Source organism: Streptomyces sp. NPDC057136, from assembly GCF_042670885.1.
Taxonomy (GTDB): Bacteria; Actinomycetota; Actinomycetes; order Streptomycetales; family Streptomycetaceae; genus Streptomyces.
Window position 1 is genome coordinate 30473 of the sequence record NZ_JBHUUV010000003.1, and the last position, 12612, is coordinate 43084.

The window sequence follows — 12612 nt, forward strand, 5'->3', positions numbered from 1 at the left end:
GGCGTAGGACCGAGGGTGCCTGCGGGTCGTGGGACCGAGGGCGCCGCGAGAGAATTGGCGGGGATCGGGAACCTGGGGCGGGGCTGCGGTGTAGGAACAGTAGTCATGCGGCCGTCGAAAGGATCGTTGCTGTGTTCGGATCTGCTCTCTCCCCCGCTGTGCGTAAAGGGGTGGTGGCCGCGCTGGCCGCGGCCTCGCTGATGGTGTCCGCGGCCTGCACGTCCGAGGACGGCTCGGGGAGTACGGGGGGCCGGGAGGGCGACTCGTCGCCGCCGTCCGCCTCCTCGTCCGCCCCCTCGTCCGCTGCCTCCGCTTCCGCGGCGGCCTCGGAGCTGCCGCCCGCCAAGGGGTCGGTGAAGGTCGTCTCCACGCTCACGGAGGGGCTGGCGAGTCCGTGGGGCCTGGCGGCGCTGCCCGGCGGCGACCTGTTGGTGGCCTCCCGCGACGACGGCACGATCACCCGGATCGACGGCAGGAGCGGGAAGAAGACGCTGCTGGGCTCCGTGCCGGGGGTGTCGCCCGGCGGTGAGGGCGGGCTGCTCGGCCTCGCCGTCTCGGCGACGTTCGGCGCGGACGGTCTGGTGTACGCGTACTTCACCACCGCGTCCGACAACCGCATCGCCCGCATGCTGTACGAGGAGCGGAAGCCGGCCGGGCAACAGCTGGGCGCCCCGGACACGATCCTGCGGGGCATCCCGAAGGGCACCGTCCACAACGGCGGCCGTATCGCGTTCGGCCCGGACCGCATGCTGTACGCGGGCACCGGCGAGACCGGGGATACGGGGCTGGCCCAGGACAAGGAGTCGCTGGGCGGCAAGATCCTGCGGATGACGCCCGACGGCGAGCCCGTGCATGGCAACCCCGAGGCCGATTCGGTGGTGTATTCGTACGGGCACCGCAATGTGCAGGGGCTGGCCTGGGACGGGCAGAAGCGGCTCTGGGCGGCCGAGTTCGGCCAGGACACCTGGGACGAGCTGAACCTGATCGAGCCGGGCAGGAACTACGGCTGGCCCGATGTGGAGGGCAAGAAGGGCGAGAAGGGATTCGTCGACCCGGTGGCCCAGTGGGAGACCGCGGAGGCCTCGCCGAGCGGGATCGCGTTCGCCGGCGGATCGATCTGGATGGCGGGGCTGCGCGGTGAGCGGCTGTGGCGCATTCCGCTCTCGGGCAAGGCCGGCCAGGAACCGCTGGCGGCACCGCAGTCGTTCCTCGACGGGAAGTACGGCCGGCTGCGGACCGTGCTCGCTGCGGGCGGCGACAGAGTGTGGCTGGTCACCAGCAATACGGACGGCCGTGCCACCCCGAAGCCGGGAGACGACAGGATTCTGCTGCTGGAGGTGCGCTAGCACCACCGGACAGATGGTCGGCGGGTACCGCGGCCCTGGCGCCGCGCTACGGCGTGCTGCGCACGGGGTAGAGGCGGAGGCGGTGGGCGAGGGCGGCTGCCTCGCCCCGGCTGGATACGCCCAGCTTGGCGAGGATGTTGGAGACGTGCACGCTCGCGGTCTTGGGCGAGATGTACAACTCCTCGGCGATCTTTCGGTTGGTGTGACCGGCGGCCACCAGCTCGTGCACGTCCCGCTCGCGCGGGGTCAGCCCGAAGGATTCGACGGCGGCGGCCGCGGGGTCCTGCTCCTCCGTGGCCACGGCGTCGGCGTCGGCCCGGTCCGTGCCGGTGGCTCCGTCGGCGGCCGGGACGAGGACGGCGGGGTGGATCTGCGGCTCGGGGGTCCGCTCGGGAGCGGTGAGCGTGATGCGGGCGCGGCCGGCCAGCAGCTCGATGGTCTCGGTGAGCGGCCGTGCTCCGAGCCGCAGCGCGGCAGCGTGGGCCTCGCGCAGCAGCGGGGTCGCGGAAGGGCGGTCGCCCTGGACGGTGAGGAGGGCTTCCGCCCAGCGGTGGCGGATCTGGGCCAGTTCGTAGGGCCGCTGGAGCGGAGCGAACGCGGTCGCTGCGCGGGACCAGTGGCCGGGGGTGTCGGACCCTTCGGCGCGGGCCAGTTCGGCTTCGACGAGCACACCGTAGGCGGCCCATACGGGGACGAGCATCGGCAGTCGTTTGAGGTGGGTGCGGATCAGTTCCAGGATCGCGGGGCGACCGGGGTCGGCGGCGGGCAGGCCGCGTGCGTCGGCCTCCGTCGCCGCGGCGACCTGGAGCAGCGGCAGGGCGTAGCGCTGGGTGCCCGGCGGGAAGCCGAGTTCGGCCTGCGCGTGGAATGCGGCCCGTGCCTCGGGGAGGCGGCCCTGCTGTGCGGCAAGGGCCATGGTCTGACGGGCGGGGGTGATCAGGTGCTGGGGCTGCGGATCGAGGTGACCGAAATGACGTCGGGTGAGGGCCAGTTGTATGTCCGCTTCGGCGTAGTCGCCGCGGGCGAGTGCCAGTTCGGTACGGCGGGCGGCGACGAGACCGCGGGCCTTGCGGGAGCGGGCGACCAGGGCGGCCGCGTCGGCGGCTCTGGCGCTCTCGTCCCAGTGCCCGAGGGAGAAGAGGGACTGCGACTGGTTGGAGCGGACCCAGGCTTCGGTATCGGCGATGCCGTGGCTGTGGCAGACCTCGATTCCGTGGTCGGCGGCGGCCACGGCTTCGACGGAGCGGCCCATGGACTCGAGGGTGGAGGGGAGGTTGATGCTCGCCCGGCCCATGATCCCGACGAGGTGCAGTTCCTCGGCACGGTCGCGGACGGCGTACAGCTCGGCGATGCCTTCGTCGACGCTGCCGGCGTCGGCGATGAGCCAGCCGCGGGTGAGGCGGGCGTACAGCTCGATGTGTTCGTCACCGACGAGCCGCGCGTACTCCACGGCGCGGTCGGCGGCGGCGAGTGTCTCGGCGCCCGGCCGGTGCAGGGCTCCCCAGCTGGCGACGCTGGTGAGGACGTCGGCGTGCACGGCGGACGGGGGCAGGCCACGGACCAGGTCCTGGGCGATGGCCAGTTCCTGGCGGCCGTCGCCGCGGGTGAGGTCCTGCATCAGGCGGGAGCGCTGCACCCAGAACCAGGCGGCGCGCAGCGGGTCGTCCTCGCCGTCCAGCACCCGCACGGCCTTCTTCGAGATGGCCAGGGCCCTTTCGCGGTCGCCCCCGAAGCGGGCGGCGACGGTGGCTTCCGCCATCAGGTCCAGATAGCGGAGCGGGGTGGTCTCGGGGTCGCATCCACAGGCCGGGTAGGCCTCCGCGTAGTCGAGCGGGCGCAGGGTGCGGCGTACGTCTTCGGGGACGTCGTCCCAGAGCTCCATGGCCCGTTCCAGCAGACGGAACTGTTCGGAGTGGGCGTAGCGGCGGCGGGCTTGGACGGAGGCCTTGAGCACGGCGGGCAGTGCCTTGGCGGCGTCGCGGGCGGCGTACCAGTAGCTGGCGAGGCGGGTGGCGCGTTCGTCGTCGCGGACGAGGGTGGGGTCGGCTTCCAGGGCCTCGGCGTAACGGCGGTTGAGGCGGGAGCGCTCGCCGGGCAGCAGGTCGTCGCTGACGGCCTCGCGGACCAGGGAGTGCCGGAAGCGGTATCCGCCGGTGTCCGGGGCGGGGAGCAGCAGATTGGCACCGACGGCGGTGCGCAGTGCCTCGATCAGGTCGTCATCGGCCAGTCCGGCGACAGCGGCGAGCAGTTCGTGCTCGACGGTGGAGCCGCCTTCGGCGACGATCCTCGCGATCTTCTGGGCGTCGTCGGACAGGGCTTCGACCCGTACGAGGAGCAGGTCACGCAAGGAGTCGGAGAGTCCGGAGCTGTCGCCGCAGCATTCGAGGCTGCGGGCGAGCTCCTCGACGAAGAAGGCGTTTCCGTCGGAGCGGTCGAAGATCTCGTCGACGAGGGCGGCCTCGGGGGTGGCCGCGAGGATGCCGGTGAGCTGGCGGCGGACCTCGCCCCGGGTGAAGCGGGCGAGTTCGATGCGGTGTACGGCGCGGAGCCGGTCCATTTCCGCGAGGAGCGGGCGCAGGGGGTGGCGGCGGTGGATGTCGTCGGCGCGGTAGGTGCCGATAACCGTGATCCGGCCGCTGCGCAGGGTGCGGAAGAGGTAGGCGAGGAGGTGCCGGGTGGAGGCGTCGGCCCAGTGCAGGTCCTCCAGTACGAGGACGAGGGTGCGCTCGGCGGAGAGGCGTTCAAGGAGCCGGGCGGTGAGTTCGAAGAGGCGGGCGGTGCCGTGCTCGTCGTTCGACTCGCGGCCGGTTTCGCCGAGTTCGGGCAGCAGGCGGGCCAACTCGCCCTCCTGGCCGGCCAGTGCCTCGGTCAGCTCGTCCGGCAGGGTGCGGTGCAGGGCGCGCAGCGCCGTGGAGAACGGGGCGAACGGCAGCCCGTCCGCCCCGATTTCGACGCAGCCGCCGATGGCCACGACGGCCTCGCGGCGGTCGGCCACCGCGAGGAACTCCTCGACCAGACGGGTCTTGCCGACGCCCGCCTCTCCCCCGATGAGCAGCGCCTGCGGCTCGCCGTCCGAGGCCCGTACGAGCGCGTCTGTGAGCAGGGCGAGCTCGTCGGCGCGGCCGATGAACACGGGGCTGACGGACTTGGTCTCCACGTCGCCGAGCATCGCACACAAGTCCGATGCCACGGCAGCCGGAAAGCGGGCCGCCACCGCTATGCGGCGTGGACGAAGTGGCTCGGGTCCGCGCTCACCCGCCCTTCGGCGTCGTTCCGTCCGGTACGCCGCGCCGCGCGACGGGCGAGCACCGCCTGCCGCACGGTGCGCTGCGCCTCGGCCCGGCGGATCAGTTCGGCCGACTGGATCTGGTGGAGTTCGTACGCGTACATGGCTCTCTCCCTGGTGGTGACGGCCCGTGAGGGCCTGTCCGGCCGGTGGCCGGGGGCCGGTTCCGGCCGTGCACCAACTGTCGTTCGCCAGGGGGTGTCGCCGCATCGGGCGAGTGCCGCATCTCTGCGGGGCGGGGGCCTTAGGCAGGCACGGCCGATGCCGTATGCAGCACCGGGGACCCGGGGCAGATGCCCTAGAAAGGTTCCGGGAGGGCTGCGCGCGTCGGCCTCACCGCTGGTCCGGCACAGGAGTCTTCGGCCGGTGCGCGCCGAGCGCGCGCTCAAGGGCCTCGTCGCGGTAGCGCCCTATGCGCCGGCTGAGTTCGGCGTCGGGTGCGAGGAGTTCGCTCGCGTGGATGCCGCCCGGGTAGACATGCAGCTCCACCGGGACGCCGGATTCGAGCAGCCGCGCGGCGAACCGGATGTCCTCGTCGCGGAAGAGGTCGAGTTCACCGACGTCGATATAGGTCGGCGGCAGCCCCTCCACGTTCCGGGCCCGCGACGGAGCCGCGTACTCACTGATCTCGTCGGCGTCGGCGGCGTTCCCGAGGAGGAAGCGCCACGCCTCGATGTTGAGGTCGCGGTCCCAGATGCCGACGTCGGTGATGAGCCGGCTGCTCGGCGTCTCGTTCGTGTCATCGAGCATGGGGTACAGCAGCATCTGGTAGGCGATGGCCGGGCCACCCCGGTCCCGGGCGAGCAGGCTCACGCCCGCCGCGAGGCCGCCGCCCGCGCTTCCGCCGTAGAGGACGATCCGGGAGAGGTCGATGCCCAGTTCGACGGCATGGTCGGCGACCCAGATCAGCGCCGCGTAGCAGTCCTCGACCGGGTAGGGATGCGGATGCTCCGGCGCGAGCCGGTAGTCGACCGAGACCACGACGGCCCCGTCCTCCCCCGCGCGGATCAGCGGGCGGGCCTGGCGCTCGTCGGTCGCGATGCTTCCGTGGTTCAGTCCGCCGCCGTGGAGGTAGAGGATGACGGGCAGTTCGTTCGCGCGTCGGTTCCTGGGCTCGTAGACCCGTACCCGGATCGAGTCGCCCCGGTGGCCGGGAATCCACTCGTCCCGCTGCTGGACCGTGTCATCGACGGGCGTCGCCGCGAGCGCTGCGGCGTTCCCTGCCTCGTACATCTCTCGCCGGGTGTGGAGCGGGTGGTTCCGGTAGCCGCCGGGGCCGGTGGCTTCGAGCATGGCATCGAGGCCGGTACGGACCTGGGGGTCGATGCGGTCACGAGGATCGAACAGTGTCATGAGAGCACTTTCACGAGGGCGGACAGGGCGTCCCGCTCATGCTCGTACCTTCACATTAATGTCAATGTCAACACCGGAGGGTGCCGCTCACTTCACGGCTTCGAGGTAGTCGCTGATCGCATCACGGTTTCGGGTGAGGCACCCGATGCGCTCGCTCATCCGGTCGCGCTCGGTCTCCAGGGTGGAGATCATCTCCGGAGTGGCGTCGCTGAAGTGGATCGTGCGCGGCTTGTCCAGGCACGGCAGGATCTGCTTGATGATCCGCGTCGGCAGCCCGGCGTCGAGAAGTCCGCGGATCTGGACGACCCGGTCGACGAGGTAGTCGTCGTACTCGCGGTAGCCGTTCGGCATCCGCCTGGGTACCAGGAGACCCTGCTCCTCGTAGTAGCGCAACGATCGCGTGGGCGTGCCCGTGAGGGCGGCGAGCTCCCCGATGCGCATGTGATCACCCTTCGCTTACCGGCCGGCCGCCCCGAGATCCCGGCTCGACCCTCACATCGATGTCAACCATCGACGATAGCGCGAAGAGTCGTCCCCGGGAGATCTCGGGCAGCGGTCGCGTACCAGGACACCGGACGCGGGGCCGGACCTCGGCTCCGGCCGGTGCCTCAAGGGCAGGCGTCAGCCGCCGGTCGTGGCGGCCGCGCTGGGCAGCGAGACGAACAGGTCGAAGTACATGCCGGCGGAGATGAATACACCGAGTACGCCGAGCACGACACCGGCCAGGGCGACGGCGCGGATCCAGCCGGGCTGCGGGCGTTCGGCGGGCGCACCGAAGGCGGGGCGTACGAGGACGAAGACGCCGACCAACAGGGCGAGCAGGGCGAACAGACCGTTGACCAGGGCGGTGGTGTGCCATGCGTCCGCGTAGATCTCGGAGATCTGCTGGGCCGCGCTGCCGCCGCCGGAGGTCTTGATCTGGCCGATCAGGGTCTCCCGCTCGGCGGCGACCCGGCCGGTCCAGGCGCCGGTGAGCGAGACGATGCCGAGCCCGGCCGCGACGACGGCCGCGGCGCCGGCGCCGAGACCGGAAGCGGATGCCGCCTCGGCCTCGTCGTACGCGTCGAGCTCCAGGTCCGCGTCGGCGTCCGCGTCGTCGGCGGCGGCCGCGTCATCGGCGGCCTCGTCATCGATCACGTCGTCGTTCACGGCCGTGCCGGTGCCGGAGGCCTCGGCCGTGCCCTTCGGGTCATTCGTGTCCTTCACGGCACTCTTGTCCGTCGGCGTCTTCTCCTCGCGGTCGTCGTCGACGGCGGGAGCGGTGGAGGTCTTGGAGGTGGAGGTGTTCATGCGCGGCACGCTAGGTGTCCAGGATGAGAACCCTCTTAACGTTTGGCCCCCGTCCGGCGCTCAGCCGCGCTGAGCACGCCATTCCGGCGCCAGGACGGACCAGATCTCCGAATCGTGCCGCTTCCCCCGGTAGAGGTAGCTCTCGCGCATCACCCCGTCGCGCGTCATCCCGAGCCGCTTCGCGACCGCGACACTGCGCGTGTTGGCCGAGGAGGCGACCCACTCCACCCGGTGCATGCCCCGCACGTCGACAGCCCAGTCGATCAGCTTGCGCATCGCCCGGGTCACCAGGCCGCGCCCCTCCCCTGCCGCTTCGAGCCAGCAGCCGACCTCGCAGTTGCCGCTCCCGGCCTCGAAGGTCCGGAACAGGACGCCGCCGACCAGCGTGCCGTCCAGCCAGATGCCGTAGAGCCGGCCGGTGTCCGCCGCCTGGCTGTCCGCGTACCGCTGGAGCAGGGCCCGCGCCGAATCGAGGTCGGTGGCGGCCGCGGCGAACGGAATCCACGGATCCACGAGCTCGCGCGCCCGGTCCACATGGCTCAGGAACTCCTGCGCCTGCCAGGTCTCCAGCGGACGCAGCTCCGCCCCGTCGTCACCCAGGGATATCGCGAACATCGTGCTCCTTCGGCATCAGTGAACGGGCTCGACGGGCTCGGGCCTGACGGGCCCGGGCACCGGTTCGCCCTCCCCCCTCGAACGCATCCCCGGGATCGTCGCATGACCCACGCCACAGTCGGGCGGCTCGATGCTGATGCGCGGCAGCCGCCGGTCCAGCCAGCCCGGCAGCCACCAGTTCGCACCGCCCAGCATGTGCATCAGGGCGGGCACGAGCAGCGTGCGCAGGACGAACGCGTCCAGCGCGACCGCCGCGGCGAGCGCGATGCCGAACATCGCGATGACGCGGTCACCGCTGAGCACGAAGGCGAGGAAGACCGAGATCATGATCACCGCGGCCGAGTTGATCACCCGGCTGGTCTCGGCGAGGCCGACGCGGACGGCCCGCCGGTTGTCGCCGGTCTCCAGCCACTCCTCGTACATCCTGCCGACCAGGAAGACCTGGTAGTCCATCGAGAGTCCGAAGAGCACCGAGACCATGATCACCGGCAGGAAGGGCTCGATCGGGCCCGCGCTGCCGAGCCCCAGCAGTTCGCTCCCCCATCCCCACTGGAAGACCGCGACCACGACGCCGAAGGAGGAGGCGACGGCGGCCACGTTCATCGCGGCGGCCTTCAGTGGAATGCCGAGGGAGCGGAAGGCCAGCAGCAGGAGCAGACAGCCGAGCCCGATGACCACACCGACGAAGAGGGGCAGTTTGCCGATGATGATCTCGGCGAAGTCGTCGTAACTGGCTGTCACACCGCCCACATGCGCCTGGAGCGAGGTGTTGTCCACCGCCTCGGGCAGCACCTCTGCCCGCAGCCGGTCGACCAGTTCACTGGTCTGCTGCGACTGCGGCGCCGAGTCCGGAACGACGGTGACGAACGCCGTATCGCCGCTGCTGTTGTACGCCACATGGCTGACCGATGCGACGCCCTCGGTGTCCCGCAGCGTGGCGGGCAGCGCGTCCAGGGCGAGCCGGTCGTCGGCGCCGTCCAGCTGCGCGGCGATCGTCAGCGGTCCGTTGACCCCGGGCCCGAAGCCCTCGCCCAGCAGGTCGTACGCCTGCCGGGTGGTGGCCGTGGCGGGGTTGTTTCCCTGGTCGGATGTGCCCAGATGCAGCCCGAAGGTGGGCAGGGCCAGGACCAGCATCACAACGGCGGCGACCGCCCCGAGCAGCTTGGGGTGCCGTTCGACGAACGCGGACCAGCGGGCGGCGAAGCCGGTGGTCAGCTCGGGCTGCGGCCCCTTCTCGGCCAGCTGCCTGCGCTCGCGCCGGCTCAGCGCACGCATCCCGATGAAGGAGAGCAGCGCGGGCAGCAGGGTCACGGAGGCGGCGACGGTCAGTACGACGGTGAGCGAGGCGGCGATCGCGACACCGTTGAGGAATCCGAGCCGCAGGATGAGCATGCCGAGGAGCGCGATACAGACGGTGGCCCCGGCGAAGACGACGGCGCGCCCGGTCGTCGCTACGGCGTTCTGCGCCGCGTCGGTGACCGACAGGCCGCGCCGCAGTCCTCTGCGGTGCCGGGTGACGATGAACAGCGCGTAGTCGATGCCGACGCCGAGCCCGATCAGCATGCCCAGCATCGGTGCGAAGTCGGCCACCGTCATCACATGGCCGAGCAGGACGATGCCCGCGTAGGCCGTGCCGACGGAGACGAGTGCGGTGGCGATGGGCAGCATGCTCGCGGCGAGCGAGCCGAAGGCCAGGAAGAGGACGACCGCGGCGACGACCACCCCGATGGCCTCGCTGAGGTGGACCGAGGGCGCTTCGGTGAGGGCGACGGCCGTGCCGCCGAGCTCGACCTGGAGTCCGTCGCTCTCCGCCGCCTTCGCGGTGTCGACGAGGGCCTGTGCCTGCTCCGGCGGTATGTCGTCGGCCTGCTGGTCGAAGGTGACCGTGGCGTACGCGGTGTTGCCGTCCGCGCTGATCTGTCCGGCGCCTGCCGAGCCGTAGGGGCCGGTGACGCCGCCGATTCCGGGCAGCTCCTCGATCGCGTGGAGGGTCCTGGTCATCGTCTGTTCGACGTCGGTGGCCCGGACGCTGGAGCCGCTGGTGTGCCAGACCACGGTGTCGGTGTCACCGCCGAGATCCTTGAAGCCCTGCTGGAGGAGTGCGGTGGCACGACCGGACTCGGTGCCGGGCACCTCGTAGTCGTTGGAGTAGGCCGAACCCGCGAAGCCCGCTGCGGTGGCCGCGCCGCCGAGGGCGAACAGCCAGATGAGGACGGCGACGAGCCGGTGCCTGAGACACCAGCGGGCGATAGCAGCCAACGGACATGCTCCCTGAGGGTTCGTGGATCTTTGTCGGGAGATAACCGGAACTTCCCGTTAAAGAACTCATGACCTGAACCGTCACTCTGACAGCCAAACTTGATCCTTTGCCCCTTTCGTGGCCATGCTCACAGGGCTTGATATTTCCCCTACACGCCCCACCGGTCCCATCAGCCCCTCGGGGACACCAGTGGGCGGGCACCGATTCGGTGCCCGCCCACTGAGTGGTTTCGCCTCAGCCCGAGACGCTCGCCCTGCCGTTCTCGATGTGGCCCATCAGCCGCCGCCGGAAGGCCGTATCCCCGTCGACCGTGACCGCCAGGTCGTACCAGCCGCGCGCGTCGGCCGCCGAGTGCACGACCGTACGGCTGCGTCCGGGCTTCACCGTGATGCGCCGGGTCCAGCCGCGCAGGTCCTCCTCGTCGACGTACCCGAGAGGCCGCACGGTGAAGGCCAGCGTCCGCTGTCCCGTGTTGCGCAGCGTGAGATAGAGATCGCGCTCGCGGGCGTCGAGCCGCGTGCCGACCTCCGCGTCGCCCCCGGCCGTGCCCTCGAACTCACGACGGAAGCCGTTCGGCCCGGTGACCGTGAACCGGTAGGCGTCCCCGGTAAGGGGCACCGTCCATTGCGCCGTGCCCCTTACATCGCGGTGCTGCGGGGCGGGGAACTCACCGGCGTACGGATAGAGCGTGAAGTGCGCCGACGAGCGCCCCGTGTTGCTGAGGCCCACCTGCACCGCCCCGTCCGTGACCCACGCCTGCGCGTCCGGCTGGTAGGGCAGCGCCCTGGCAGGTCGCGTCCCGGGCTCCTGTACGGGCATCCGCTGGACGGCCGGCGGCTTCGGCTGCCAGCGTCCGCTGAAGGCCGGAATGGCCGCCGGCCGGTCCACCTCCGGCTGCCGCCCGCCCCGCGAGAAGTCGAAGGCAGAGGTGAGATCGCCGGTGACCGTGCGCCGCCAGTCGCCGATGTTCGGCTCCTTCACCCCGGTCCACCGCTCCAGGAAGCGGATCACGGAGGTGTGGTCGAAGACCTCGGAACAGACGTAGCCGCCGATGGTCCACGGCGAGACGACCAGCATCGGCACCCGCACCCCGAGACCGGTGGGCTTGCCGTCCCAGTGCTCCTCGGTCACCTCGGGCGGCGCGACCGGCGGCGGGACGTGGTCGAAGAAGCCGTCGTTCTCGTCGTAGTTGATGAGGACCGCGGTGTGCCGCCACACATCGGGGTGGCTGCCCAGCGCGTCGAGCACCTTGTAGAGGATCGTCGCGCTGTGGACCGGGGAGGAGACGCTCGGGTGCTCGGAGTCCACGGCCGACGGCACCAGGTAGGAGACCTCGGGCAGCGTCCCCGCCGCCACGTCCTCGGCGAACCGGTCGGCCAGCGTGCCCGTCTCCACCCGCCGCAGCCCCCGCTCGAAGAGGCTCCGCTCTGCCTCGGACAGGGTCGCGACACCCTCCTCCAGCAGACCGAGCAGACGCTCCCGCTCGCTCGCGTCGTCCGTGTCACGGACGACCGCGTAGAAGGACTCCATGAACGTGTGCCCGCCGGTCTTCGCGAGGGCCTTGCGGGCGATCGCCTTGAAGGTGGCGAAGAACTCGCTCTGGTTGTCGGTGAAGTTCTCCCACTCCGTGTACGTCTGCCAGCTGTGCCCCGCGGCCTCCAGCCGCTCCGCGTAGGTGCTCCAGTCGTACCCGGGGTGCGTGCCCTCGTTGTACGCGTCGTTGCCGACGGCCCGCTTGCCGTTCGCCTCGAAGCCCGTCTTCCCGCTCCACAGGTGGTTGCGGTTGGGACTGGTCGAGGTGTGGATCGAGGAGTGGTAGGCGTCGCACACCGTGAAGGTGTCGGCCAGTTCGTAGTGCAGCGGGATGTCACGGCGGTCGTAGTACGCCATCGTGGCGGCCGTCTTCGTGGTGACCCAGCCGCTCATCCACCCACCGGCCCAGGCCCGGCCGCCGCCGCTCCAGGAGTGGTCCAGTGCGCCGATGTACTGGAGATCCTTCTTCTGCGTCTCGGCGGCCTCGCGCACCGGGAACGGCAGCACGGACGTGCCCAGCGGGCCCGGCTGCTCGAAGACGGGCTTCCCCGAGGGGAGTTCGACGGCATTGCGGTCGCCGAAGCCGCGTACACCGCGCAGCATCCCGAAGTAGTGGTCGAAGGACCGGTTCTCCTGCATCAGGATCACCACATGCCTGATCTCGTCGAGCCCGCCACCGGACCCCGCCGGGCGGGCGGGCTGCGCAGCGATGGCGGCCTGGAGCGATGGCGGCAGGAACGATCCGGCCGCCGCTGCGCCGAGCGCGCCGCCCCCGAGGGCGAAGAGCCGTCGCCGTGAAATGTCCGTGGTCAAGTGAGCCTCCCGAATCGGTCGTACAGCGGGAAGCTAGTCAAACGAGGTGGCGGCCGGAAGACCGCCGTACGGCAGAGCGGTGAACGTCCAACAGGCCACCCCGAAAGTCCAGGTCC

The 12612-nt window shown here is 71.0% G+C and carries 9 protein-coding genes; 1 reads left to right on the forward strand and 8 read right to left on the reverse strand.

Going from position 1 to position 12612, the window contains the following annotated elements; genetic code table 11:
• The first annotated feature begins 200 nt into the window (after positions 1 to 200).
• Entirely contained in the window at positions 201 to 1346 is a 1146-nt protein-coding gene (locus ACFT7S_RS04610; RefSeq protein WP_382727661.1) for a PQQ-dependent sugar dehydrogenase, read from the forward strand.
• A 46-nt stretch (positions 1347 to 1392) separates the two neighbouring features.
• Here ACFT7S_RS04610 and ACFT7S_RS04615 read toward each other — a convergent pair whose 3' ends face one another.
• The 8 genes from ACFT7S_RS04615 to ACFT7S_RS04650 form a co-directional block, all read right to left on the reverse strand.
• Complete coding sequence (locus ACFT7S_RS04615; RefSeq protein ID WP_382727664.1) at positions 1393 to 4515, reverse strand: AAA family ATPase; 3123 nt, start codon at positions 4513 to 4515, stop codon at positions 1393 to 1395.
• A gap of 47 nt (positions 4516 to 4562) precedes the next feature.
• Positions 4563 to 4736 (reverse strand): hypothetical protein, encoded by a 174-nt coding sequence (locus tag ACFT7S_RS04620; protein WP_382726883.1) that lies wholly within the window; start codon positions 4734 to 4736, stop codon positions 4563 to 4565.
• Positions 4737 to 4965: 229 nt separating this feature from the next.
• Positions 4966 to 5985, reverse strand: coding sequence for an alpha/beta hydrolase (locus ACFT7S_RS04625; protein ID WP_382726885.1), 1020 nt, complete (start codon positions 5983 to 5985; stop codon positions 4966 to 4968).
• Between the two features lie 87 nt (positions 5986 to 6072).
• Positions 6073 to 6426, reverse strand: a complete 354-nt coding sequence (locus ACFT7S_RS04630; protein WP_382726887.1) for a MerR family transcriptional regulator — start codon at positions 6424 to 6426, stop codon at positions 6073 to 6075.
• Between the two features lie 180 nt (positions 6427 to 6606).
• Complete coding sequence (locus ACFT7S_RS04635) at positions 6607 to 7275, reverse strand: hypothetical protein (protein ID WP_382726890.1); 669 nt, start codon at positions 7273 to 7275, stop codon at positions 6607 to 6609.
• Between the two features lie 60 nt (positions 7276 to 7335).
• Positions 7336 to 7890 (reverse strand): GNAT family N-acetyltransferase, encoded by a 555-nt coding sequence (locus ACFT7S_RS04640; RefSeq protein WP_382726892.1) that lies wholly within the window; start codon positions 7888 to 7890, stop codon positions 7336 to 7338.
• A gap of 15 nt (positions 7891 to 7905) precedes the next feature.
• Positions 7906 to 10149, reverse strand: coding sequence for an MMPL family transporter (locus tag ACFT7S_RS04645; RefSeq protein ID WP_382726894.1), 2244 nt, complete (start codon positions 10147 to 10149; stop codon positions 7906 to 7908).
• Between the two features lie 235 nt (positions 10150 to 10384).
• Positions 10385 to 12496, reverse strand: coding sequence for a phosphocholine-specific phospholipase C (locus ACFT7S_RS04650; protein ID WP_382726896.1), 2112 nt, complete (start codon positions 12494 to 12496; stop codon positions 10385 to 10387).
• Positions 12497 to 12612 lie beyond the last annotated feature (116 nt).

Coding starts and splice junctions, on each gene's coding strand:
- ACFT7S_RS04610 (WP_382727661.1), top strand. CDS start 201: ATGGTGTCCGCGGCCTGCACGTCCGAGGACGGCTCGGGGAGTACGGGG.
- ACFT7S_RS04615 (WP_382727664.1), bottom strand. CDS start 4,515: ATGCTCGGCGACGTGGAGACCAAGTCCGTCAGCCCCGTGTTCATCGGC.
- ACFT7S_RS04620 (WP_382726883.1), bottom strand. CDS start 4,736: ATGTACGCGTACGAACTCCACCAGATCCAGTCGGCCGAACTGATCCGC.
- ACFT7S_RS04625 (WP_382726885.1), bottom strand. CDS start 5,985: ATGACACTGTTCGATCCTCGTGACCGCATCGACCCCCAGGTCCGTACC.
- ACFT7S_RS04630 (WP_382726887.1), bottom strand. CDS start 6,426: ATGCGCATCGGGGAGCTCGCCGCCCTCACGGGCACGCCCACGCGATCG.
- ACFT7S_RS04635 (WP_382726890.1), bottom strand. CDS start 7,275: ATGAACACCTCCACCTCCAAGACCTCCACCGCTCCCGCCGTCGACGAC.
- ACFT7S_RS04640 (WP_382726892.1), bottom strand. CDS start 7,890: ATGTTCGCGATATCCCTGGGTGACGACGGGGCGGAGCTGCGTCCGCTG.